The sequence below is a fragment of the Thiosulfatihalobacter marinus genome (assembly GCF_016019955.1).
Classification (GTDB): domain Bacteria; phylum Pseudomonadota; class Alphaproteobacteria; order Rhodobacterales; family Rhodobacteraceae; genus Shimia; species Shimia marinus_A.
Map to the genome: position 1 here is coordinate 145041 of NZ_JAECRZ010000008.1, position 24203 is coordinate 169243.

At 62.2% G+C, this 24203-nt stretch carries 23 protein-coding genes and 1 tRNA gene; 12 read left to right on the top strand and 12 right to left on the bottom strand.

Features of this window, described 5'->3' with window-relative positions; all coding sequences use genetic code 11:
• The first annotated feature begins 209 nt into the window (after window positions 1–209).
• A complete protein-coding gene (locus tag I3253_RS13440; protein WP_197918348.1) occupies window positions 210–1184 on the top strand; it encodes a P1 family peptidase in 975 nt (324 codons plus the stop codon).
• On the opposite strand, the gene I3253_RS13445 is transcribed toward I3253_RS13440, so the two are convergent.
• Window positions 1172–1963, bottom strand: a complete 792-nt coding sequence (locus I3253_RS13445) for an alpha/beta hydrolase (RefSeq protein ID WP_197918349.1) — start codon at window positions 1961–1963, stop codon at window positions 1172–1174. The genes I3253_RS13440 and I3253_RS13445 overlap by 13 nt on opposite strands.
• Before the next feature lie 96 nt (window positions 1964–2059).
• Between I3253_RS13445 and I3253_RS13450 the strand changes: the two genes are divergently transcribed.
• A complete protein-coding gene (locus I3253_RS13450) occupies window positions 2060–3538 on the top strand; it encodes an NAD-dependent succinate-semialdehyde dehydrogenase (RefSeq protein ID WP_197918351.1) in 1479 nt (492 codons plus the stop codon).
• Here I3253_RS13450 and I3253_RS13455 read toward each other — a convergent pair.
• From I3253_RS13455 to I3253_RS13485, 7 genes are all read right to left on the bottom strand, one after another.
• Window positions 3535–3942 carry a globin domain-containing protein gene (locus I3253_RS13455; RefSeq protein ID WP_232272154.1) on the bottom strand — a complete coding sequence of 136 codons (408 nt, stop codon included), beginning with the start codon at window positions 3940–3942 and terminating at the stop codon, window positions 3535–3537. The genes I3253_RS13450 and I3253_RS13455 overlap by 4 nt on opposite strands.
• Before the next feature lie 96 nt (window positions 3943–4038).
• Entirely contained in the window at window positions 4039–5241 is a 1203-nt protein-coding gene (locus I3253_RS13460) for an MFS transporter (RefSeq protein WP_197918354.1), read from the bottom strand.
• 129 nt (window positions 5242–5370) lie between these two features.
• Window positions 5371–5847, bottom strand: a complete 477-nt coding sequence (locus I3253_RS13465) for an Hsp20 family protein (protein ID WP_197918356.1) — start codon at window positions 5845–5847, stop codon at window positions 5371–5373.
• Window positions 5848–5975: 128 nt separating this feature from the next.
• Window positions 5976–6779: a trypsin-like serine peptidase gene (locus tag I3253_RS13470; RefSeq protein WP_332255702.1), complete on the bottom strand. Its 804-nt coding sequence runs from the start codon at window positions 6777–6779 to the stop codon at window positions 5976–5978.
• An 89-nt stretch (window positions 6780–6868) separates the two neighbouring features.
• Entirely contained in the window at window positions 6869–8191 is a 1323-nt protein-coding gene (gene glcF / locus I3253_RS13475; RefSeq protein WP_197918361.1) for a glycolate oxidase subunit GlcF, read from the bottom strand.
• 6 nt (window positions 8192–8197) lie between these two features.
• Window positions 8198–9319, bottom strand: coding sequence for an FAD-binding protein (locus I3253_RS13480; protein WP_197918363.1), 1122 nt, complete (start codon window positions 9317–9319; stop codon window positions 8198–8200).
• Between the two features lie 72 nt (window positions 9320–9391).
• Window positions 9392–10831 (bottom strand): FAD-linked oxidase C-terminal domain-containing protein, encoded by a 1440-nt coding sequence (locus tag I3253_RS13485; protein ID WP_197918365.1) that lies wholly within the window; start codon window positions 10829–10831, stop codon window positions 9392–9394.
• Window positions 10832–10914: 83 nt separating this feature from the next.
• Here I3253_RS13485 and I3253_RS13490 point away from each other — a divergent pair, with 83 nt between their 5' ends.
• Complete coding sequence (locus I3253_RS13490) at window positions 10915–11619, top strand: DUF599 domain-containing protein (protein ID WP_197918367.1); 705 nt, start codon at window positions 10915–10917, stop codon at window positions 11617–11619.
• 135 nt (window positions 11620–11754) lie between these two features.
• Here the strand turns inward: I3253_RS13490 and rlmH are convergent, their stop codons facing one another.
• From rlmH to I3253_RS13505, 3 genes are all read right to left on the bottom strand, one after another.
• Entirely contained in the window at window positions 11755–12225 is a 471-nt protein-coding gene (rlmH, locus tag I3253_RS13495; RefSeq protein WP_197918405.1) for a 23S rRNA (pseudouridine(1915)-N(3))-methyltransferase RlmH, read from the bottom strand.
• A gap of 44 nt (window positions 12226–12269) precedes the next feature.
• Window positions 12270–12653, bottom strand: coding sequence for a ribosome silencing factor (gene rsfS, locus I3253_RS13500; RefSeq protein WP_332255703.1), 384 nt, complete (start codon window positions 12651–12653; stop codon window positions 12270–12272).
• A gap of 131 nt (window positions 12654–12784) precedes the next feature.
• Window positions 12785–14203, bottom strand: a complete 1419-nt coding sequence (locus I3253_RS13505; protein ID WP_197918434.1) for a mechanosensitive ion channel family protein — start codon at window positions 14201–14203, stop codon at window positions 12785–12787.
• Window positions 14204–14458: 255 nt separating this feature from the next.
• On the opposite strand from I3253_RS13505, the gene leuC reads away from it, so the two are divergent.
• From leuC to I3253_RS13530, 5 genes are all read left to right on the top strand, one after another.
• Window positions 14459–15865 (top strand): 3-isopropylmalate dehydratase large subunit, encoded by a 1407-nt coding sequence (leuC, locus tag I3253_RS13510; protein WP_197918370.1) that lies wholly within the window; start codon window positions 14459–14461, stop codon window positions 15863–15865.
• Window positions 15865–16725, top strand: a complete 861-nt coding sequence (locus tag I3253_RS13515; protein WP_197918373.1) for a glycosyltransferase family 32 protein — start codon at window positions 15865–15867, stop codon at window positions 16723–16725. Before leuC ends, I3253_RS13515 begins: the two co-directional genes overlap by 1 nt.
• A gap of 46 nt (window positions 16726–16771) precedes the next feature.
• The gene (gene leuD, locus I3253_RS13520) at window positions 16772–17377 is read left to right on the top strand and encodes a 3-isopropylmalate dehydratase small subunit (protein WP_197918375.1); all 606 of its coding nucleotides are present in this window, start codon (window positions 16772–16774) and stop codon (window positions 17375–17377) included.
• Window positions 17378–17775: 398 nt separating this feature from the next.
• Window positions 17776–18567 (top strand): hypothetical protein, encoded by a 792-nt coding sequence (locus tag I3253_RS13525; protein WP_332262134.1) that lies wholly within the window; start codon window positions 17776–17778, stop codon window positions 18565–18567.
• A gap of 53 nt (window positions 18568–18620) precedes the next feature.
• The gene (locus tag I3253_RS13530; protein ID WP_332262135.1) at window positions 18621–19583 is read left to right on the top strand and encodes an endonuclease/exonuclease/phosphatase family protein; all 963 of its coding nucleotides are present in this window, start codon (window positions 18621–18623) and stop codon (window positions 19581–19583) included.
• A 182-nt stretch (window positions 19584–19765) separates the two neighbouring features.
• On the opposite strand, the gene I3253_RS13535 is transcribed toward I3253_RS13530, so the two are convergent.
• Window positions 19766–20728, bottom strand: a complete 963-nt coding sequence (locus tag I3253_RS13535) for a Rossmann-fold NAD(P)-binding domain-containing protein (RefSeq protein ID WP_197918380.1) — start codon at window positions 20726–20728, stop codon at window positions 19766–19768.
• A 97-nt stretch (window positions 20729–20825) separates the two neighbouring features.
• Between I3253_RS13535 and I3253_RS13540 the strand changes: the two genes are divergently transcribed.
• The 4 genes from I3253_RS13540 to I3253_RS13555 all read left to right on the top strand — a co-directional run bounded on the left by I3253_RS13540 (window position 20826) and on the right by I3253_RS13555 (window position 24081).
• Entirely contained in the window at window positions 20826–21722 is an 897-nt protein-coding gene (locus tag I3253_RS13540; RefSeq protein WP_197918383.1) for a LysR family transcriptional regulator, read from the top strand.
• A 60-nt stretch (window positions 21723–21782) separates the two neighbouring features.
• A complete protein-coding gene (gene leuB, locus I3253_RS13545; RefSeq protein WP_197918387.1) occupies window positions 21783–22886 on the top strand; it encodes a 3-isopropylmalate dehydrogenase in 1104 nt (367 codons plus the stop codon).
• A 115-nt stretch (window positions 22887–23001) separates the two neighbouring features.
• A complete protein-coding gene (locus tag I3253_RS13550) occupies window positions 23002–23946 on the top strand; it encodes a DMT family transporter (protein WP_197918390.1) in 945 nt (314 codons plus the stop codon).
• 58 nt (window positions 23947–24004) lie between these two features.
• A tRNA-Pro gene (locus I3253_RS13555) sits at window positions 24005–24081 on the top strand.
• Window positions 24082–24203: the final 122 nt, after the last annotated feature.

Sequence of the window (24203 nt, forward strand, 5' to 3'; positions counted from 1 at the left end):
GATCAAAGAGGTCCCGGCGTTCAGGACTGTTTGGGTACAAGCATACGGCACTGAAAGTCACAGGGCCGCGTGGCGACGCCATCGCCACACGCTCTGGCACCTCCTTGCCCGATTCCGCGCCACCGTCGCAAGCGGATTTGCGACATCCGGCGCTTGCCAGCGACGACAGGCCCGCTAGTGTCACTTCGCGAGACATGCAGGAGACATCGATGCAGACCGGGCCCAGGAACCTGATCACCGATATCGCGGGCCTGAAGGTGGGCAACGCCCAGGACGACGCTATCAAGACCGGCAGCACCGTCTTGCTGTCGGACGGGCCATTCACCTGTGGCGTCAGCATCATGGGCGGGGCACCGGGAACGCGCGAAACCGATCTGCTGGCACCCGACAAGACCGTTCAACAGGTGGATGCACTTGTTCTGTCCGGCGGGTCGGCCTTTGGCCTGGACGCGGCGTCGGCTGTGGCCGATGAGCTGCGCGCACAGGGGCGCGGCTATGGCGTGGGGGATCAGGTTGTTCCCATCGTGCCGGCGGCGATCCTGTTCGATCTCCTGAATGGCGGGACCAAGACCTGGGCGCAGAATCCCTATCGCGCCCTGGGTGCCAGGGCATTTGCGGCCGCCGGTGAAACATTTGCGCTCGGCTCGGTGGGCGCGGGAACCGGCGCGACATTGGCCTCGCACAAGGGCGGGCTTGGCTCGGCATCCATGGTCCTGCCTTCGGGCCATACCGTGGGCGCGCTTGTTGCGGTGAATGCGCTTGGAGATGCCTCGCCCGACGGCGCCCATTTCTGGGCGGCTCCCTGGGAAATCGGCGACGAATTCGGCGCGGCCGGGTGCCTGCGCACCGCGCCCGGGACATTGCCGGCCACAAAGCTGGATGCGCGCAACACCACTATCGCCATCGTTGCCACCGACGCACAGCTCACCCAGGCCCAGTGCACGCGCATGGCAACGGCAGCGCATGACGGCATGGCCCGCGCGCTGGTTCCGTCACATACCCCGCATGACGGCGATCTGGTCTTTGCCCTGTCCACCGATGCCCGGGCGATGGGCGATCCCCAGGCGGACACGCTGTGGCTCGGCCATGCGGCGGCAACCTGCCTGGCGCGGGCGATTGCACGCGGCGTCTATCACGCCCGCCCGGCCCCCGGTGACGTTCGCCCCTGCTTTCAGCCGGGCTGAGCCGCGAACAGCAATCGCGACAAATCGCTGCCGGCATCGGCCAGCGGATCGATCACGTCAAAATGATGCCTGCCGCCCGCAACCATACGATCGCACCCCCAGGCGGTGCTCAGCCAACGCGCCTGATCCAGAAAGGCCGGGCGTTCATCGCCCCCCACCCAGACCGTCGTTTTCACACCCTCCTGTGGCGACAGCAACACAGGGCTTTCCGCAAAACACTCTTCATCGTCCAGCCTGAGATCGGCATTCATGGAGGTGCGCATCAGCGGGCGCAAATCCGCGACGGGCGAAATTGGCACGACATGGCGCAACCGCCGCGCAACCTGTTCAGGCAGACCACCGGTGCACGCCATCCGCGCCACAAGATGCCCACCTGCGGAATGCCCGGCCAGCAGGATCGGACCGTCCACCATGGCCGCCGCCCGAGCCACCGCCTGCGCCACCTGCTGCGTGATCCGGGAAATGCGCACCGTCGGCGCCAGATCATAGGACGGCATCGCCACCGCCCAGCCATGCCTTAACGCCCCCCCGGCAAGATGAGACCAATAGCTGCGGTCGAATTTTAGCCAGTAACCACCGTGGACAAACACGAACACCCCCCTGGCGATACCCTCGGGCCGGAACAAATCAAACGCCTGACGCGTGCTTTCGCCATAGGGCACAGCCAATTCGCCGCCGTGGCGGGCACGAAACGCCGCAGCCGCCTGGGTCCAGCGCGGCGGATAGGCCTCCGCATTTGTGATGTAGGCGGCATTTGCATAGGCATCATCCAGATCCATAAATCGCTCCCGTTCTTCGCTCTTGTTCCCGATTTGCTTGACAAGTTGAATTTGATCAAAAATGGTCGCACCGACACGCCAACACCGGAGTCCGTTATGCTCGACACCACCACAAACCTGAAATCCCTCCTTGCCGACCCGACCCTGCTGGAAACCCGCGCCTATATCAACGGTCGTTGGGTAGACGGCGAAGACGGCGCAACCTTCGATGTCACAAATCCGGCGCGCGGCGACGTGATCGCCAGCGTCGCCGACATCAGCCGGGCGCAGGCGGCCCTGGCCATTGCCGCCGCCGAAACCGCCCAGAAGGACTGGGCGAAATGGACCGGCAAGGAACGCGCCGCCGTCTTGCGCAAATGGTTCGACCTGATGATCGAAAACCAGCGGGACCTGGGCATCATCCTGACCGCCGAAATGGGCAAACCCCTGTCCGAAGCCGTGGGCGAAATCGGCTACGGAGCGTCATTTATCGAATTCTTTGCCGAAGAAGCCAAGCGCATCTATGGCGAGACCATTCCGGGCCACCAGCGCGACAAGCGGATCACGGTTCTCAAACAGCCCATCGGCGTGGCGGCATCGATCACACCGTGGAATTTCCCCAACGCGATGATTACCCGCAAGGCCGGGCCGGCGCTGGCGGCGGGCTGTGCGTTCGTGGCCCGCCCGGCGGCGGAAACGCCCCTGTCGGCCATTGTTCTGGGGGTGCTGGCGGACCGGGCGGGCATTCCGGCCGGGGTTCTGAACATCCTGCCAAGCTCGCGCGCCAGCGACATCGGCAAGGAATTCTGCGAAAACGACTCCGTGCGCAAGCTCACCTTTACCGGCTCCACCGAGGTGGGCCGCATCCTGCTTCGCCAGGCCGCGGACAGCGTGATGAAATGCTCGATGGAACTGGGCGGCAACGCGCCCTTCATCGTGTTTGACGACGCCGATCTGGATGCCGCCGTCGAAGGCGCGATCCTGTGCAAGTTCCGCAACAACGGCCAAACCTGTGTATGCGCCAACCGCATCTATGTGCAGGCCGGTGTCTATGATGCCTTTGCCGCCAAGCTGAAGGCGCGGGTTGCGACCATGAAGGTCGGCGACGGGCTGGAAGAGGACACTGTTTTTGGCCCGCTGATCAACAGCGAAGCCGTGGACAAGGTACAGAATCATATTGCCGACGCCACGGCAAAGGGCGGCACGGTCATCCTGGGTGGCAACCCGTCTGAACTGGGCGGCACCTTCTTTCAGCCGACCATCGTGACCGGCGCGACCCCGGACATGGCCTTTGCCAGAGATGAAACCTTTGGCCCCCTTGCCCCGCTGTTCAGATTTCACGACGAAGACGAAGTGATCGCCATGGCAAATGACACGATCTTCGGCCTTGCCTCGTATTTCTATGCCAGGGATCTCAGCCGCGTTTACAAGGTTGCCGAGGCGCTGGAATACGGCATCGTCGGCGTAAACACCGGCATCATCTCGACCGAAGTCGCCCCCTTTGGCGGTGTCAAACAATCCGGCTTGGGGCGCGAAGGCAGCCATCATGGCATCGATGACTATCTGGAGATGAAATACATCTGCATGTCGGTTTAATCCTTCAACTGAAGGGCAACGCGGGACACAAGCTTTTGCGTTGCCTGCTTCCACGCCTGTTCCACATCGGGCGTGAACCGGTCTTGCAGAACGTCGCGAAACGCCGCGACAATCGCCGTTCCGGCCAGGGCGAACTGATCCGGCGCGATCGTGAACCTGCCATGCACCTGAGCCAGCCGGTCAACGACCTCGTTTAATTCGCCCGGACGGTTGAGCAAGCGCACGGTGATCGCCAACATGCTGGCAAACATTTCCCTTTGATGATGCATGTCCCGGCTGAACAATTCGCGCGCCTCGGGCATGGCGCGGAACAAATGCGCATAGAACGCACCGGCGATTTCAGCTTTCCGAAGAAACACCGCCTCAAAACTGGTTTGAACGGTTTCGATCTGGGCCGGTGTCATCAACGCCATGCTCTCCCTGAAGGCTTGCAGGCTAGGCCAATGATGTTAACAATTTGCTTGTGTACGTGATCATGCACTCTGGCGCCAGGCCGCGCCTTACCCGCGCAGCCGAATTGCAACCAGATAAAGCCCCAGCCCGGCAGAGGCGACAAGCCCCGCAAAGACCAGCGTTTCCTGAAACCCTATGATGTCCGCGGCAATCCCCAGGGCGCCGGCCCCGATCGACGCCCCCCCGGCAACGACCACGGCCCAAAGGCTCATCACACGCCCCCGCATGTCGTCTTCCAGTTCCATCTGGATCGCGGTCTGCATGGAAATCGCGGACAGCGTGGTGACAAAGGCAATGCCCGCGGCGATGCCCAATGCCACCGGCCACGCCGATACCGCGCCCAGAGCCGCCACCATCAAAAGCCCCAGAACGATCACCACCTGCGTCAGGATCGGAACGCTGCCGGGGGATTGCGGGGGCAGAACGGCTTTGAAAAATCCGCCACAAACGGCGCCCAGCCCCGTCGCCGTCAGCAAAACGCCCAGCCCCTCCGGGCCGCGTTGAAACACACCATCCGCCAAAGGCGGCAGGATTTCCAGCACACCGCGCGCCACGGTTGCCAGCGCCCCGCCGATCATCATGGCGCGCCAGATGACGGCGTTGTTCCAGACCTGCAACAGCCCCAGCCCCAACGCCTTGCCAAACGGCTCCTGCGATACCCCCTCTTTCCGGCTTGGTCGCACCTCCAGCCGACCAAGGGCAAATATGAACGGCACAATCAGCACCGCCTGAACCAACAGCGTTGCACCGACACCCAGCCAGGCAATCAACACGCCCCCCAGCGCCGGGCCCAGCGTTCGGGCGACGTTGAAATTGATCGCCACGATCGTCACCACCGAGGCCACCATGCCGCGCGGCACCAACCTGGGCGACAGCGACATGCGCATCGGATGGTTGGCCGCCAGTGCAATGCCGGAAATCAGGGTCAGGACAATCATCGTGACCGGTGTCAGCCATCCCATCACGTAAAACCCGAAAAAGCCCGCCATCACCCCGAAATTGACACCCTGCACAACAATGATCGCGCGCTGCACGTCCAGCCGATCTACCCAGACCCCGAACAGGGGTGACAAGACGATCGCCGGCGAAAATTGCACAAGGGCGGCAAGCCCGACAAAACTGGATGAACCGGTCATGTCCCACGCGATCCAGCCAATGGTCACACGCTGCATCCAGATCGCCAGCAGCGCAAAAATGCTGCCGGTCACATAGGTTCGGAAATTCGCGGATCGCAGCGCGGCCAGATTCACAGGGATCGTTGCCTTGTTCAGCAGTTACCGGAAAACACTGTCCGATCCCCGCTGGATCCGCAACCGTTCAGACCATCAAAAACGCGCGCCGGAACCCGGCGCGCGCGACTACGTGATAGGGAACAGGGGTCAGTTGACCGCCTTAGCGTCCACCACATCCTTCTCGATCTGCGGCTGGTCCGCGCGGGCGATCTGAATGCGGCGCGGCTTCAGCGCCTCGGGGATCTCACGTTCCAGATCGATATGCAGCATCCCGTCGGCGTGGCTTGCCCCGGTGACGCGCACATGATCCGCCAGATGGAACCTGCGTTCGAACGCGCGGGTGGCGATGCCGCGATGCAGATATGTTTTGCTGTCATCATCATCGTCGGCCTTGCGCGCGGTCACAACCAGCGCGTTTTCCTTGACTTCGATCGACAGATCATCGGCCGAAAAACCGGCTACGGCGATCGATATCCGATAGGCATCTTCGGCGGTTTTTTCAATATTGTAGGGCGGATAGCTTGACTGCCCAACTTCGTTGGACAGGACGCGATCCATCATGTTGGCCAACTGGTCAAACCCGACCGTCGACCGATACAGCGGTGCAAAATCAAAACTGCGCATGTTTTATCCTCCATCATGAGCGATAGCAGTTGTTGCTTCTTGCGGCCTTCCCTGCGGGACAGACCACCATCCCGGAGCCCGGTAACCGGCGCCCCGATACAGCATATTTGGGAAAGGATCGGGCGGATTCAACCCCCGTCGGCGCGCACGAATTTCGCCCCGGTGCTGCGCCGGTCTTCCTCGGCACTCAGTCGCTTGATGGCAACCGGCCGGTTCTCGTCCAGCTCTGCCAGCAGAACCTCCAAAGGACCGTCAAGCCCCATGCCCAAAGACACTTTGGACCCCTGCATCTCGGCCTTGGCCGACACCACCGAGGCAATACGCGGCGCGCCATCCACAAACGCAAACACCGGCGCGCCACTGCTTCCGAAATCAACACTGCAGGACATCACGTAAACTCCCTGCTGGCGGCCCAGAACGCGGCACATCTCCTGAAACGAAGGCGCGTCCTCGCGGCCAACCGCATAGGAAACCACCCCGATCTGTGCGCCCTTCCGAATGCGCCCGACAGTTTCAAACGGGATGATCGTGGTGTTGCGGATCGGCCGATACAATCGCAGGACCGCAAGATCATTCAAGACGCGTTTGGCGCCGCCCTGTGCGGTGTATTGATAATCGGGATGCACCACCGCCCGGCGCACGGATCGATAGGCCTCGGCCCGGCCATTGCGCCACCCTGCCCGGAATTCGATCTTGGCGGCATCGATGGGCAGGCCTGACTTGCGATCATACAGGCAATGCGCCGCCGTCAGCACCAGGTCAGGCGCAATCAGCGAGCCGGTGCAAAAACTGCGCCCGCCGATTTCCAACCGACCGACACCGCCCCAGCCCTTGCTGTCTTCACCGGTATTCATCTGGCGCAAGCCAGTGTCCTGCGCCCAGGCGCCCCCGGCAAGGGCCAAAGTCAGAAGAAGCGTCAAAATCCGGCCCACGGGGCGATCCTCCACATGTCTTTGCCCACCAAATATCAACGCCGCCGGGCGGAATTGCGGCAGCACCATGTCGGGTTCGGGCCGCCGGATCAGCGCAGGATCGGAATATCGGGCGCCCGCTTGCCCTCGGCCGTCAGCGCCGGCGGTTGCGGGCCACCCGTTGCCCAGTCCAGCAATTCAACTGTATGAACAATTGGCACGTCTGTTCCCCCGCCGATCTGCATCATGCAGCCGATATTCCCGGCGGCGATGATATCGGGCTGTTTGGCCTCCAGGCTGCGCACCTTGCGCGCCTTGAGCTGTTGCGAAATCTCGGGCTGCATCAGGTTGTAGGTGCCGGCAGATCCACAGCACAAATGGCTGTCGGCCGGCTCGACAACGGCAAACCCCGCCCGTTTCAGCAAGTCCTTGGGATATGTCTTGATCTGTTGCCCATGCTGAAGCGAACACGCCGCGTGATAGGCCACGACCGTTCCCTTGTCTTCGCCCTGGGGCAGGTCCAGCTTCATCAGAAGCTCGGACACATCCATGGCGATCTCGCTGACCCGTCTGGCGTCTTCGGCCAATGGTGCGTTGCGGAACATGAACCCATAGTCCTTCACGGTCGTGCCGCACCCGGACGTGTTGATCACGATGGCATCCAACCCGTCCCCATCCATCTCACCCACCCAGGCGCGGATATTCCTCGCTGCGGTCGCATGGCTCTCTTCGGTCTTGCCCATGTGGTGGGTCAGAGCCCCGCAACACCCGGCCCCCTTGGCGACAACAACCTCACAGCCCAGCCGCGTCAGCAACCGGATCGTGGCATCGTTGATGTCGGTATTCAGCGCCTTTTGCGCACAGCCCGTCATCAGCGCTACGCGCATCTTCCGGGCACCGGACGGCGCAAAACTTTGCGGATCATCGTTGCGGCTGACCGGAGGAATGTGTCTGGGCGCCATGTCCAACATCGCCTTCAACCGCGCATCGGGCATCAGAAACGCGAATGGCCGCCCGATCCTGGCCCCCAAAAGCGCCAGCCGGAATCGCGTGGGATACGGCAGGATCCGCGCCAGCGTCCATCGCAACAGCCGGTCCATCAAAGGCCGCCGATAGCGGTTTTCGATATATTCGCGCGCATGGTCCACAAGATGCATGTAATGCACGCCGGACGGGCAGGTCGTCATGCAGGCCAGACAGGACAGGCACCGGTCGATATGCAGAACCGTCCTGGGGTCCGGGTCGCGTTCGTTTTCCAGCATATCCTTGATCTGGTAAATGCGGCCCCTCGGGCTGTCCAGCTCGTCCCCCAGAATCTGATATGTCGGGCAGGTCGCGGTGCAGAAACCGCAATGCACACAGGCCCGCAGAATTTCATTGGCCCGCTGGATACCGGGATCGCGAAGCTGTTCTTTCGTGAATGTCGTTTGCATCTTGCCTTACCCCATGAGGCCGGGATTGAGAATCCCGCGCGGATCGAACCGGGCGCGCAGCCCCCTGGACAGCGCAGCCAGCGCCGGCGCCTCAGGCTGGAAAACCGCCACCCGGCGGCGCAACGCGCCGGGCGCGCGCACCAATGTCGCATGCCCGCCTAGGCGGGCGACCTGTTCGCGAACAACCACGGCGCCGCCGTCGTTTTCTTCGGGCATCACCAGCCAGATCAAACCCCCGCCCCAATCGCAAACCGCAACCGGCCCGTCCAGCGCCTCCAGAAGGACAGGCGCATCGGACGGCTTGACCGAAACCCTCCATACAATTCCGGGCGTCTCTACCAAGGGGACCACATCGCGCAATTCACCCCACAATGCCGCACTTGCTGCGGCCTCGTGAATGTCCCAACCGGCGCAAATCTCCGCACCCAGCCGCCGCAAACGGTACGCCACGGAATCCGCCAGCCCCTCGATGCGCAACCGGGCCTCTCCGCCTTCGCTCAACCATGCCGCTCCGCTGATATCAAACGGCGACCCCAACGCCGCCGACAAAGCGGCAATGCCCGCGCGCGCATCCAGCCCGCGCCCCACCAACGTCGCCTCGGTTTCCGGGATCGCCTGCACCTTCAACGCCACTTCACTCAAAATGCCCAAAGTGCCCCAGGAACCGGCCATCAGCTTCACAAGATCATAGCCGGTCACGTTTTTCATCACCCGTCCGCCATTCTTGAGCACCTGCCCCCGCCCATCCACAAACCGCACCCCCAGCGCCGAGTCGCGGCAGGCGCCAACCTGTATCCGCCGCGGGCCAGAGACATTCGCCGCCACAACCCCGCCGATCGTGGGCGTGCCCTGCGTTCCCAACAGCGCGCGATGATCCATCGGCTCAAAGGCAAGCCTCTGCCCCTCCGCCGCCAGCACCGCGTCAATCTCCGCCACCGGCGTTCCTGCCCCGGCAACCAGGGTCAGCGCGCCCGGCTCATAAAGCGAGACACCCGACAATCCGTCCACACGCACCGGATCGCCTTCCACCGGCACGCCAATATCGCGGGTACCGCCCCCGATCACCCGCAAGGGCACCGCCGCCCCCGCCACCAGTTCGGCCAACGCGGCCTCGTTTTCCGGTCTCATCATCTTCTTTTGGCCCTAAATATCCTGGGGGTGAATGCCCCGGCTGGACCGGGGCAGAGGGGGCAACGCCCCTTATTGCGCCGCGGCACGCCGCGCATCACTGGCCTTCAGGGGAAACACCTTGGCCGGGTTCAACAGCCAGGAGGGATCGAACACATCCTTGACCGCCATCTGGATTTCCAGATCCTGCTCTGTGTACTGGCTGATCATCAGATCACGTTTCTCGATCCCCACGCCATGCTCGCCTGTCAGGCATCCGCCCACCTCGACACACAGCTTCAGGATCTCCGCCCCGAACGCCTCGCATTTTTCCAGATCTCCCGGCTTGTTGGCGTCAAACAGGATCAACGGGTGCATGTTCCCGTCCCCCGCATGAAACACATTGCCCACGTCCAGCCCGAAGTCCCGCGACATCTCTCCGATCCGACGCAACACAAGCGGCAACTGGCTGACCGGGATGGTTCCGTCCAGACACATATAGTCGTTGATCTGCCCCATCGCGCCAAAGGCCGATTTCCGGCCCAGCCAGATGCGGGCACTTTCCTCGGCGCTGCCACTTTCACGTAACTCAACCGGATCATGCTGCTTCGCAATCGCGATGATACGCGACAACTGCGCCTCGATCTCCTCGTCGCTGCCCTCGACCTCGATGATCAACAGCGCCTCGCAATCCGGATATCCGGCCCCGGCAAATGCCTCGGTCGCCCGGATACACGGACGATCCATGAATTCGATGGCCACCGGCAGGATACCTGCCTTGATGATGTCACTCACACACTGGCCGGCCACTTCATTGGAATCAAACCCCACCAGGACAGGCCGGGCACCTTCCGGCTTGCGCAGAATGCGCAGCGTCGCCTCGGTGACAACCCCCAACTGACCCTCAGAACCGCAGATCAGCCCCAGAATATCCAGACCGCCAGCGTCCAGATGGGCGCCGCCGATCTCGACAATCTCGCCCTCCATCGTCACCAGCGTCACCCCCAAAAGGTTGTTCGTCGTCACGCCGTATTTCAGGCAATGCGCACCTCCGGAATTCATCGCGATATTGCCTGCAATGGCACAGGCCAGCTGGCTCGACGGATCCGGCGCGTAAAAGAAATCCCGCTCTTCCACCGCGCCCGACACGCTCAGGTTCGTGCGCCCGGTCTGAACCCTGATGAAACGGTTTTCATAATCAACTTCAAGCACCTCCCCCATACGCGCCACGCCAAGGATCACCGAATCCTCGGTCGGCATCGCGCCACCGGCCAGCGATGTCCCGGCCCCGCGCGGCACCACCGGCACCCCTTCGGCCAGACAAAGCTTCAGCACCGCCGCCACCTCGGCGGTGCTGGACGGAAGCACAACCGCCAGAGGCGGACACCGATAGGCGGTCAGCGCATCGCACTCATAGGCCCGCGTCTCCACAGGGTCGTCGATCACCGCTTCCGTTGGCAGCACCTGCCGCAAACGCGCAACGATCTGCGCCTTGCGAGACAACACGTCAGGGTTCGGAACTGGCATGTCCATGAGACACCTCCCAATAATTGGTAATTTTTTATAACCAATTTTGCGGGGTGGCAAGCGATAAACTGTCGCGATAGGGTTGCCCCATGATCTGGACCGACCGATTGCAACTGTTTTCCGGCACCGATTTCGGCGCCTTTGCCCTGCTGTTCGCCACCTGGCTCGGCATAGGCTATCTCATTGAAAACCCTCCGAAAAAACACCCATCCGTTTCGCATCTCATGGGTCACTACCGGCGCGAATGGATGCGCGTTTTCCTGGATCGGAATCCCCGCGTTTTCGACGCCCAGATTCTCTCCAACCTGCGGCAGGGCACAGCCTTTTTCGCCTCGGCCACAATGATCACCATCGGGGGCGGGCTGGCCGTCATCGGAAGCGCGGAAAAACTCGCGGGTGTGGCGGCGGATTTTGCCGTGATGGACACACCGCCGATCAAACTGGAAATCAAGATCCTCGTCATGCTGATCTTTGTCGCCAATGCGTTCCTGAAGTTTGTCTGGGCGCACCGATTGTTTGGCTACTGTTCGGTCGTGATGTCCTCCGTCCCCAACAACCCGAATGATCCCAAGGGGTTGCCGCGCGCCGAAATCGCTGCCGAAATCAACATAACCGCCTCGCGCAGCTTCAACCGGGCGATGCGCTCGGTTTATTTCGGCCTGGCGGCGACGGCATGGATTTTCGGTCCGCTGGCGCTGATCACAAGTGCAATCCTCACCACCTACGTTCTCTGGCGCCGCGAATTTGCCTCGCACTCCCGCGCCGCTCTTCTTCGCGACCGCGAAGAAGGCTGATCCGCTGTCAAGGACGCGACTTACACACCATCCACGCAATGGCACATCCCACCCCCCCTGCGCCACCGCCTCTTCATTTTGCCAGAAATACTCCGGGGGGGTCGCGCCCTGGCGCGGCGGGGGCAGCGCCCCCTGTCACGTCCGATGATACGGCGCGCCCGACAGGATCGAGGCGGCACGGTACAACTGCTCGGCCAGCATCACGCGAACAAGCATATGTGGCCAAACCATCTTACCAAAACTCAACCGGAAATCCGCCTGCGCACGCAAACCGGGATCCACCCCATCCGCGCCGCCAATGACAAATGCCAGATCGCCGCGCCCGTCATCGCGCCAGCCCGCGATCCGTTCGGCGAACCCGGGCGATCCCATCAGCTTGCCGCGCTCATCCAGCACACAGATCACCGCCCCGCGCGGAAGGGCGCCCTGCAACAAACCCGCCTCGGCTGCCATGCCGCCGCCCTTGCGGTCCTCCACCTCATGTACCGTGACGGGGCCAAGCCCCAACGCCCGCCCTGTACGGTCGAACCGCTCAAGATAATCGTCCAGCAAGTCGCGCTCGGGGCCGGGCCGCAGCCGACCAACGGCGCAGATATGCACCTTCAGTGCCATTCTCTCGTCCTTTCGGCGCGCGCGCCGTCAGCGAAACCTCAGGCGGTTCCGGTCGGCAACCACATCTTTTCCAGCTGGTAGAACTCGCGCACTTCGGGCCGGAACACATGCACGATCACATCGCCGGTATCGATCAGCACCCAGTCGCCGGCATCCTTGCCTTCAACCTTGGCGCCGCGGCCGAATTCGGCCTTCAGCCGTTCCACCAGCTTTTCGGAAATCGCCGCCACCTGGCGGCTTGAGCGCCCCGAACAGATCACCATGTAATCGCCGATCGACGACTTTCCGCGCAGGTCGACCTGCACGATGTCTTCGGCCTTGTCTTCTTCGAGAGATGTCAGGATACGGGCAAGCAAGTCCTCGCTTGTCGTATCGGTCTGGTCCGGGGTCACAACCGGACCGGTATCAGTAGCATCAGCCACGTCGGTATTCAAAGACAGAAGTCTGCCCTCCTTGCGACGCACCACAAAGCCCCGGTGCCGGGCATGGCATTACGATAGCATCCTCATCCCCACTTCTCAATATTTGGCGCTCCGCCGCGGGCGCTTTGTTGCTACTCGGCATCTAGGGGGCGTGACGGCTCGTTCAGCATCCGCACCTCGCGTTGCGGGAAGGGAAGCGAAATCCCCGCGGCCTGAAACGCATCCCACAGGGCAAGGTAGACATTGCCGCGAATGTTGGTCAGACCGCCGGTGGGATCGTCGATCCAGAAGCGCAGGATATAATCCACACTGCTGTCGCCAAAGCCGACGATGTGACAAACAGGCGCCTTTGGAAAGCTCAGCACGCGCTCGACACTTCTGGCAGCCTCGATGGCGATCTTGCGCACCTCGTGAGGATCATCGCCATAGGCAGTGCCGAAATAGATATCCAGACGCACATAGGTGTCGGAATGCGACCAGTTCACCACCTGACCGGTGATCAGGTCTTCGTTCGGGATCAGGTATTCGCGCCCGTCGCGCGTGACCACGCTGACATACCGGGCCGAAAGCGAATTGATCCAGCCAAAGGTTTCGCCCAGCGAAATCACGTCGCCCGGCTTGATCGACTTGTCCAGCAGAATGATGACACCGGACACAAGGTTGGACACCACTTTTTGCAGGCCAAACCCGATGCCCACACCGATCGCGCCCGACAGAAAGGCCAGCCCGCGCAAATCAAAACCGACGGCGCGCAGCCCGATGAAGAAAGCCGCGCCATAAAGCAGAACCTGAAGGAACTTGACGAACAACACCTGCATCGAGGGCGAAATATCCTCGTTGCTGCGAATCCGTGACGCCGTCTGCCGCGACAGGAACCGCACCAGAGCGAATGTCAGCCCAAGGATCAGCGCCGCCTGCACCACCATCCACAACGTCAGACGGGAATCGCCGATCTCGACAGCGATACTGTCCATCAGCTGCATGGTTTCCTCGGACAGGCCCAGGATCACCAGCGTGATCCAGACCCAGGCACCATACCGCAGAAAGGATCGCAGCGCGGAATTCTGCACCAGCCGCATCACCAGCACGACCACCAGCCAGGCCGACGCCAGGTTGGCGAGAATCGCCAGCAGATACGAGCGGCTGGGCCATGTCAGATCGCGCATGATCCAGACCGTCATCCAGATCAGCGGCACGAATACCACAAGCGGCATACGCCGATGCAGCATCATCGCATAGCGAAACCGCCATTTTGGCCAGCCCTCGCGCTCGCGAAGCCATCCATGAAATCGCGGCTGGATATAGCGGGCCAGGGCAAATGACACCGCAAGCAGGCCAAAGGCAATCGCCACCTGATAGGCATTCCAGGGCCGCAAAAGCCCTTCAAGAAAGTCCTGAACCTGCTGCCAGATGCCCTGCACGATTTCGGTCGTGCCGGCCTCTGTCACCGCTTCAACGATTTCGCGCTCGGCTCCGGCAATGCGGTCCAGCACACTGCCCTGGTCCGCCACTGTTGCCGCCGGGGCGTCTGTGGTGATTTCATCTTCCATCACCAACATGATGCACGCCCGCGCGGGTGGCGGCAATGATCTTGCATCGGCACGCACCCGCTTGAAGGAATCCGCGCGCGGGTGTATGGCGAAGCCATGAAACGCATCTATGACATCGACGACCGTGCCTTTTTGCCCTGGCGCTTTTTTGGTCAGTCCAAATCCGTCATCGCCGCTCTATGAGCGCGCGGCGTGTTTCCGCACGCCTGAAAATGCGAAACCATATCAGCCAATACACAACGATGGAGAGGACCAATGTCCCCCAAGACGCTCTATGACAAGATCTGGGATGCCCATGTGGCCCACGAGGCCGACGACGGCACCTGCCTTCTGTATATCGACCGCCACCTGGTGCACGAAGTGACCAGCCCGCAGGCCTTTGAGGGGCTGCGCATGACCGGGCGCACGGTGCGCGCGCCCGACAAGACCATCGCCGTTCCCGACCACAACGTGCCCACCACAATGGGCCGCGAGAACCCGGCACAGATGACCGAGGACAGCCGAATCCAGGTCGCGGCGCTGGACAAGAACGCCAGGGATTTTGGCGTGCACTATTATCCGATGTCCGATGTGCGTCAGGGGATCGTGCATATCGTCGGTCCCGAACAGGGCTGGACGCTGCCCGGCATGACCGTGGTCTGCGGTGACAGCCACACCGCCACCCATGGCGCGTTCGGCTCGCTGGCGCATGGCATCGGCACTTCCGAGGTCGAACACGTCCTGGCGACACAGACGCTGATCCAGAAGAAATCGAAGAACATGAAGGTCGAGATCACCGGCGAACTGCGCCCCGGTGTGACCCCAAAGGACGTGACGCTGGCGATCATCGGCGCCACCGGCACCGCCGGCGGCACCGGCTATGTGATCGAATATTGTGGCCAGGTGATCCGCGACATGTCGATGGAAGGCCGCATGACCGTGTGCAACATGGCCATCGAAGGCGGCGCGCGCGCCGGCATCGTGGCACCGGATGAAACCACGTTCGACTATTGCATGGGCCGCCCGCACGCGCCCAAGGGCGCCGCCTGGGAACAGGCCGTGGCCTACTGGAAAACGCTCTTTACCGATGACGGCGCGCATTTCGACAAGGTGATCACGCTGAAAGGCGAAGAGATCGAGCCGGTCGTGACCTGGGGCACCAGCCCCGAAGACGTGCTGCCGATCACCGGCGTCGTGCCCGCGCCCGAGGATTTCGAGGGTGGCAAGGTCGAAGCTGCACGCCGCGCGCTCGCCTATATGGGGCTGACTCCGGGCCAGAAACTGACCGATATCGAAATCGACACCGTGTTTATCGGATCCTGCACCAACGGCCGGATCGAAGACATGCGCGCTGTCGCCAGCCTGGTCAAGGGCAAGAAGATCAAAGAGGGCATCCGTGCCATGATCGTCCCGGGCTCGGGCCTTGTGCGCGCCCAGGCCGAAGAAGAGGGGCTGGCGGAAATCTTTCAGGAAGCCGGATTCGAATGGCGCCTTGCGGGGTGTTCGATGTGTCTGGCGATGAATCCCGACCAGCTGAGCGAGCATGAGCGTTGCGCCTCGACCTCGAACCGCAACTTCGAGGGGCGGCAGGGTTTCAAGGGACGAACACATCTTGTGTCCCCCGCGATGGCCGCCGCCGCCGCGCTGACCGGCAAGCTGACCGACGTGCGCGAACTGATGTGATGTCGGCGCCGGGCGCGCATATCGTGGAGACCGCCCTGCCGGCGGTCGGAACTCTCTGGGTTGGCGACAGCCTGGACTGGATCAGCAAGCTGTGCCTGATGACATTTGTCCATCATGGGCATCCGGTCTTTCTGTTCCACACCCACGATATGGCCAACCCGGGCATTGACGGCATCGAACTGGCCCACGCGCGCGAGGTGTTCGATTACCCCGACGCGATGCTGCGCCAGTTCGGCCCCGCCCAGTTCGCAGACATCTTTCGTCTGCACATGATCCGCAATGCGGGTCTGATCTGGATCGATGCCGACGTGTTGTGCCAGCGCCCGCTTTCGGCCCCGGACGACTACCTGTTCGGCTACGAAGGCAGCGGCTGGATCAACAACGCCGTCCTGTGTTTGCCGGTGCAAAGTCCGACGCTCAAGAGGATGATCAATCGGTTCGCCGATCCTACCTTTGTGCCGCCGTGGCTGTCAAAACGCATCCTGAACCGGCTGCGCGACGGCCCGGAAGACGAACGGCTGATGCGGGCCTGCAAGATGACCGCCACGGCGCTTGGGCCGCCCGCGCTGACCTACATGCTGAACAAGCATGGCGAGTCGGACCGCGCGCTGCCCGAGCATGTTCTCAATCCCGTGCCGTGGTCGCTGGGCGACATCTACTTCAATCCCTGTGGCGGGGTTGAGGGCTGGATGAATGACGATACCCTGGCGGTGCATCTCTATGCGTCACGTCTCGGGCGGGTTCACAAACGCGTCGCACCCGCCCCCGGCAGCTTTATCGCACAGGCCGCCCAAGAGGTTGGCTTTGACTTCGAAGAACACGGACTGCCACCCACCAAGGCTGTCCCGAAACTGCACTGATACAACGTCCCCCGCCGTCGGGCGGGCTCAACACGAGGAACTGGACATGGAAAAGTTTGAAAAACTGCACGGTATCGCGGCGCCCATGCCGCTGGTGAACATCGACACCGACATGATCATCCCAAAGGTGTTTCTGAAATCGATCAAGCGCACCGGCTTTGGCAAGCACCTGTTTGACGAGATGCGCTATAACCGCGATGGCAGCGAGATCCCGGATTTCGTGCTGAACAAGCCGCAATATCGCGATGCCCAGATCCTGATCGCCGGCGACAATTTCGGCTGCGGCTCGTCGCGCGAACATGCGCCCTGGGCGATTGCCGACTTCGGCATCAGGTGCGTCGTGTCAACCGCCTTTGCCGACATCTTCTTCAACAACTGCTTCAAGAACGGCATCCTGCCCGTGGTGCTCCCGCAGGAACAGGTGGATGTGTTGATGGCGGATGCCGAGAAAGGCGCGAATGCCCGCATGACGGTGGATCTTGAAGCCCAGGAAATCACCACGTCGGACGGGCAAGTCATCCCATTCGAGGTGGACGCGTTCAAGAAGCACTGCCTGCTGAACGGTCTGGACGATATCGGCCTGACCATGGAAAAAGCCGACGCCATCGACGCCTACGAGGCACGCGCCGCGGCAGAACGCCCCTGGGCCTGAACCGCTTGCACGACAATTATGGCTGGATTGTGGCAGGCCGCCCCGCATGGGGCGGCCTGTTCGATTGGGGGCGCTCGGGCGCTTTGCAGTGTAGCGAGCCGGACGACATGACCCACAACATCTGGTAGACCCTTGGGTTTGAAGCGTTTTTTCTGGCCACACATTGATGCATTCGCGCACCAGTTGCCGCCGCCGCGGGCCGGTTCTTAACCCTGGCGCAAACTAAGCCTTGAGCGCAACGGACAAATTCGGCAAAAATGAGGCATAAATGAGGCGCCCCGCCGCAATTGGCGGGATCAAGTTGGAACAAGATCGCGGCAATGTATCGCGGCATCCAGTTTGAAAGGGCAAGGGCAGTGTTGGGACGAATCGTTAGCGCACTCACGCGTGCAATATTGGTGGCATTGCTGTTTGCCACCCCGGCATTGATCCTGCCGAATGTCAGCGCGGATGCCGTTGAAATCGTACTGCTTTTCGCGCTGTTCTCGGCCTGCCTTGTTTTCATCGAGTATTTTTCCACATACCCGTCGATCGTGGAATTCCGCTACGCTCCTCCCTTCAACAGGCTGCGGTTTCTCGCGATCTTCCTTGCCGTCTTCTGCCTGTCGGTGATCGCGCGCGGCGAATATGCGCCCAATGCGCTCACGTCCTTCCTGCACACGCTGGGTATTGTGGTGGGCGATGCGATCGATTTCCCCTATTCGCCCGTGCGCCTGATGGTGATCATGTTGCCGCAGAACGCCTCGCCCGAACTGGTCGAGGCAGTGCGCACCTCGTCCGGGCTAAGCTACCTGATCTCGATGATGGCGCTGGCGGTGTTCTATTTCTATGTGCGCATCCTGGGCTGGCCCGCCCGCAACGGGGCCTTCAACGTCTGGGTCAACCTGCCGCTGTTCGATCCCACGGCGGGGGGCGACGTGCTGCCCCGGCTGCAAAGGGACGGGCGTCTTAACATTGCGTTAGGGTTTCTCATGCCATTCCTGATCCCGGCGATTGTACAGATGATGTCGGATCTGATTGACCCGATCTATCTGGACGATCCGATGACAATGATCTGGACGATAAGTGCATGGGCCTTCATTCCGGCAAGCCTGATCATGCGTGGCATGGCGATGACCCGCGTGGCCGAGATGATCCGCGACAACCGCCGCCGCGCCTATGCCGCCGCGCGGGCCTTGCAAACCGCCTGATCCTTTGTCTTGCCTTGTTGTTCCCGGTCGCCTCGGGGGCCGGCACGTTGCGCGTGGCAACCTATGACGTGGAACTGTCGCGCAAGGGGCCGGGGCTGATGCTGCGCGATATCCTGAAAGGCGATGCACAGGTGCGCGCGATTGCGCAGGTCGTGGCCGATACCGCGCCGGACGTGCTTTTCCTGCAAGGGGTGGATTACGATTATCGGCAGCTGGGCGCGCGGGCCTTGCGGGATGTTCTGGCGGATGCGGGGATACGGTATCCGCATATCTTTGCCCTGCCCCAGAACGCCGGGGTTCCGTCCGGGCTGGACCTGGACGGTGATGGCAGGGCGCATGGCCCTGCCGATGCACAGGGGTTCGGGCGATTTCGCGGCGAAGGCGGCATGGTTCTGTTCTCGCGCTGGCCGGTGGATGCCCAAGGTGTTCAGGATTTTACCGGACTGTTTTGGCGCGATTTGCCGGAGGCGCGATTGCCGAAGGTGAACGGGCGCCCCTTTCCCTCCCAAGAGGCGCAAGCCGCGCAGCGGCTGTCCTCTGCGGGGCACTGGATGGTGCCGGTTGTCGGCCCCGGCGGGCAGCGGGTCACGCTGATGCTGTTTGCCGCCGGACCGCCGGTGTTTGACGGGCCGGAGGACCGCAACGGCCTGCGCAACGCCGACGAGATTCGGCTGTGGCAGGTGGTGCTGGACGGTGCTTTGGGCAGGCCGCCGCTGGGGCCTTTCGTGATCATGGGCAACGCCAATCTGGATCCCGACAAGGGTGATGGGCGGCGCGAGGCGATCCGAGACCTGCTGGCCGACAGCCGCCTGCAAGACCCCCATCGCGGCATGGGGCCAACCGTTGACTGGCCCGAGCCGGTTCCGGGGGATTTGCGGGTGGATTACGTCCTGCCGTCGGCGGATCTGACGGTGCGGGATGCCGGTGTGATGTCGCCTGGCACCGGTTCGGTGCCGGGGAAGATGGTCGCCGCCGCCAGCCGTCACCGGATGGTTTGGGCCGATCTGGACTTCTGAGGGTTCAGAACGGGGCGCAGGGTTTCGCACGCTAGGGTCAGGACCCATTAATCCTGCGCCACTGGTTTGACAGATTTGCTGTCTGACTACGTACAATGCCGCAGGAATAGTGGTTCTATTTCAAGGCATTGAAAGGACGTCAGGCGGCAAATCCGTCAAATCCGCAGGACGCCAAATCCACTTCATCCCGGCGGCTTGGCACGCTTGGAAATAGAGCCACTATGTCCGGCGCGCACCAAACCCCCAATATTTCGTGGATTTGGCGCCAGTGGTGCAGGATTAATGGGTCCTGACCCTAAGGCCGTGGCCAACGCGCGGGCGACGGCCGTAGCCTCGAAACCGGGCAGCAGGGCCTCGAACCGCTCGCCGTCAAGGCTGTGCGGCGTGTTCCACAGATAGCGCATCTCGCACAGCGACCGGGCCAGTTTCCACACCGGTTGCGCCAACCGGATCGGCAGCCAGTTCATCTTTTTCAGACGCACGGACCGGCCGGTGATCTGCGCCAGATGCGCCGCGATCTCCTGCCCGGTCAGGGTGTAACCGGGAAAGGCGATATCCTCGAACCGGTCGAGCGTGTCGCGCCGTTCGGCCAGCGCCACGGCAGCGCGGGCCAGATCGGGCAGATAAGCCCAGGCGTGGGCGATATCGGGCTGGCCGGGATAGGTGAACACGCCCCTGGCCAAACGCGCGATCATGATCTGGTCAAACCAGTTGCCCGAGGCGGCCGTGTCGATGAAATCCCCGGCGCGCAACAGGATCGTGCGTACGCCGCTGTCGCGATAGGCGCGCTCCATGTCCCGCCGGATACGCCCCAGCGGGTTTGCGGCGGCGTGGGGCGACGCGACCGACCATGGCGCAGGCGTGCCAGCGCCAAAGACATAGACGTTCCCGGGCACGATCACCGTCGCGTCCACCGATCTGGCGGCGGCGATCACCCCGGTGTGCAGGCCCGGCACCTGGGCGGCCCAATCGGGATAGGCCGGGTTCCAGGCATTGACGATCACGTCCACGCCTTGCACGGCGGATGACAATGTATCGGCCTTGCGCTCAAAGCGGCGCACCTGCCAGCCCGCAGCAGCGAACGCGGCGGCGGCGTTGCGGCCAAAACGCCCTGTCGCGCCAAGGATAAGAACGGTCTGGACCATAAAGAGCGGCTCCTGTTTTGCTGTGATACCGCAAAGATCACCTATTCAGATGCAAATATGAATTGGCAAAAATCGAAACTGTGTTATTCAAAATTGAATGGATATTCGCCTGACAGATCTTGACTGGTCGCTGATCCAGTCCTTTCTGGCCGTCGCAGAGACCGGCTCGCTCTCCGGCGCGGCGCGCAAACTGAACACATCGCAACCCACCCTGGGCCGCCACATCCGAACGCTGGAAGACAGGCTTGGGGTCGAACTGTTCCACCGCCATGCGCGCGGGTTCGATCTGACCCGGCTGGGCGCGGAAATACAGGCGCACGCCCGCCGCATGGAACATGCCATGGCTGCACTGGCACTGACGGCGGCGGGCGGTGAAACCCGGCTGGCCGGAGATGTGCGCATTGCCACAAGTGTGTTCATGGCCCACCACGCCATGCCCGCCATCATCGCCGATATTCGCCGCCGGGAACCGGATATTCATATCGATCTTGTGCCCTCGGATGCGTCGGAAAACCTGTTGTTCCGCGAGGCGGATATCGCGGTGCGCATGTACCGCCCCCAGCAGCTCGACATGGTCACGAAACATCTGGGCGATATCACGCTCGGGATGTTTGCCACCACCGGGTACCTCAACCGCAAGGGTCGGCCGCGCAGCGCCGACGATCTGCGCCACCATGATATGGTCGGATATGACGCCAATGACGACATCCTGCGCGAGATGCGCGCCATGGGCATTCCGGCCCGGCGCGATTGGTTCGCGGTGCGCTGTGACAACCAGAGCGCCTACTGGGAACTGATCCGGGCGGGCTGTGGGCTTGGATTTTGCCAGAGCAACATCGCCCGCGCCACGCCCGGTCTGGAAGAGGTTGTGCTGGAGTTCCCCCTTCCTGTCCTGCCGGTCTGGCTTACCGCGCATGAAAGCCTGCGCCAAACGCCTCGCATTTCCCGCGTCTGGCACCTGCTGGAAGCGGGCCTGCGCCCCTTCGTTTCTTGATCTTTCCCCCGCGTCCCGCTAGGGCAGGTTCGACGAATTTTTTCAAGGACGGACAGCCCCATGAGCAACCCCTCGCTTCTCATTCTTGCCGGTGACGGCATTGGCCCCGAAGTCATGGCCCAGGTGCGCCGGATCATCGACTGGTTCGGCGACAAGCGCGGCCTGAAATTCGATGTCAGCGAGGACCTTGTGGGGGGTTGTGCCTATGACGCGCACGGCGTGCCGCTGACCGACGAAACCATGGCCCGGGCGCAAGAGGTTGACGCGGTCCTGCTGGGCGCCGTGGGCGGCCCGAAATACGACGATCTGGATTTCAGCGTCAAACCCGAACGCGGATTGCTGCGCCTGCGCAAGGAGATGGACCTTTACGCCAACCTGCGCCCGGCCCAGTGTTTTGACGCGCTGGCGGAATTCTCCTCGCTGAAAACCGAAATCGTGTCGGGCCTGGACATCATGATCGTGCGCGAACTGACCGGCGGCGTCTATTTCGGCGAGCCGCGCGGCATCTTCGAGGAAGGTAACGAACGCGTCGGCATCAACACCCAGCGATACACCGAAAGCGAGATCGAACGCGGCGCACGGGCCTCGTTCGAACTGGCCACGCGCCGCAACAAGAAGCTGTGCTCGATGGAAAAGGCCAACGTGATGGAATCGGGCATCCTGTGGCGCGAAGTTGTGACCGAAGTGTCCAGGGACTATCCCGAGGTGGAACTCAGCCACATGTATGCCGACAATGGCGCGATGCAGCTGGTGCGCGCGCCCAAACAGTTTGATGTGATCTATACCGACAACCTGTTTGGCGACATCCTGTCGGATTGCGCCGCCATGCTGACCGGCAGCCTGGGCATGTTGCCCTCGGCCTCGCTGGGTGCCCCGATGGAGAATGGCCGCCCCAAGGCGCTTTATGAACCGGTGCACGGCTCGGCCCCTGACATCGCCGGCAAGGGCATCGCCAACCCAAGCGCCTGCGTGCTGAGCTTTGCCATGGCGCTGCGCTATTCCTTTGACGCCGGCGCCGAGGCCGATCGCCTTGAAGGCGCGGTGCAAAAGGTGCTGGCGGATGGCGTGCGCACCGCGGACCTGATGCAGGCCGATGGCGGCACCCCGGTGTCGACCGGCGAAATGGGCGATGCGATTCTGGCGGCGCTTGACGCCAGCCTGTAACGTCTGTTTCGTAGCCATTTCCGGCCCCGGTTCTTGCCGGGGCCTTTTTCATTTTCGCGGGACCGGTATATAGGGGCAGTGCCCCGGGCGCGATTCCTGCGGCGGAGATGATTTCATGAACCTTCAGGCAACTTTTCTGGCCCTGCTGGCCTTTGCGCTGTTTTCCACCCATGACGTGGCGATCAAGTATCTGGGCACGATCTATTCGCCACTTCAGATCATGTTCTTTGCCAGCCTGCTCAGCTTTCCTCTGATCACGATCCTTCTGGTGCGCGACCCAACACCGGGCAATCTGCGCCCGGTGCACCCGTGGTGGGTTGCGCTGCGCTCGGTCTGCGTGGTGGTAGCCCCGACCTCGGCCTTTTTCGCCTTTACGCTGCTACCGCTGGCACAGGTATACGCGATCATCTTTGCCACGCCGCTGCTGATCACGCTTTTGTCGATCCCGATCCTGGGCGAAAAGGTGGGGATCTGGCGATTGCTGGCCGTGGTGTTCGGGCTGATCGGTGTTCTGGTGGTGGTGCGCCCCGGCGCCAGCGATTTTGGTCTGGGCCATGGCGCCGCGTTCCTGACTGCCTGTGCTGGCGCACTGCAATCGGTGATCGTGCGCAAGATCGGGCGCAAGGAACGCCGCGTGGTGCTGATGCTGTACCCGCTTCTGGTCAGCGTTGGCGTGATGGGGCTCGTACAGGTGTTTGTCTATGTGCCGGTCAGCTTGCCGGACCTTGGCGCGCTCGCCTTTGTCGCGCTGTTCGGCTTTACCGCCACCTTCCTGCTGGTGCGCGCCTACACCATTGGCGAGGCCGCGATGGTGGCGCCCATGCAGTATTCCCAGATCCTTTGGGCTCTGGGATTGGGCTATGTCCTGTTCGGCGAAATCCCAGACGGCGCGACGTTGCTGGGGGCGGTGATCATTATGGCCAGCGGCCTGTTCATCATCGCCCGCGAGGCCGTCGGCGGAACGTCGCGGCAAACCCCTGTTCTGCGCACACGCTCGCGCGGTCTTTCGCCGGGTGGCCTGCGCGTTTCACAAGCGATGCACCGGCAAGCCGACCCATAAATTCGCACCGATTGGGCTTGCCAAAGCCCACCGAGTGAATTATCCCGCGCGTCACGGTCGGAGTGTAGCTCAGCCTGGTAGAGCACTGTCTTCGGGAGGCAGGGGTCGGAGGTTCGAATCCTCTCACTCCGACCAATGTCGCATCCATGCGACTGTTTTCATTTACATTACTGCTCACTTTGAACCGCCCCGGTTTTCCCGGAGGCTGATTACTCCGTTTCACGCGACTTTAACGAACTCGTTGCACTGTTCATAGA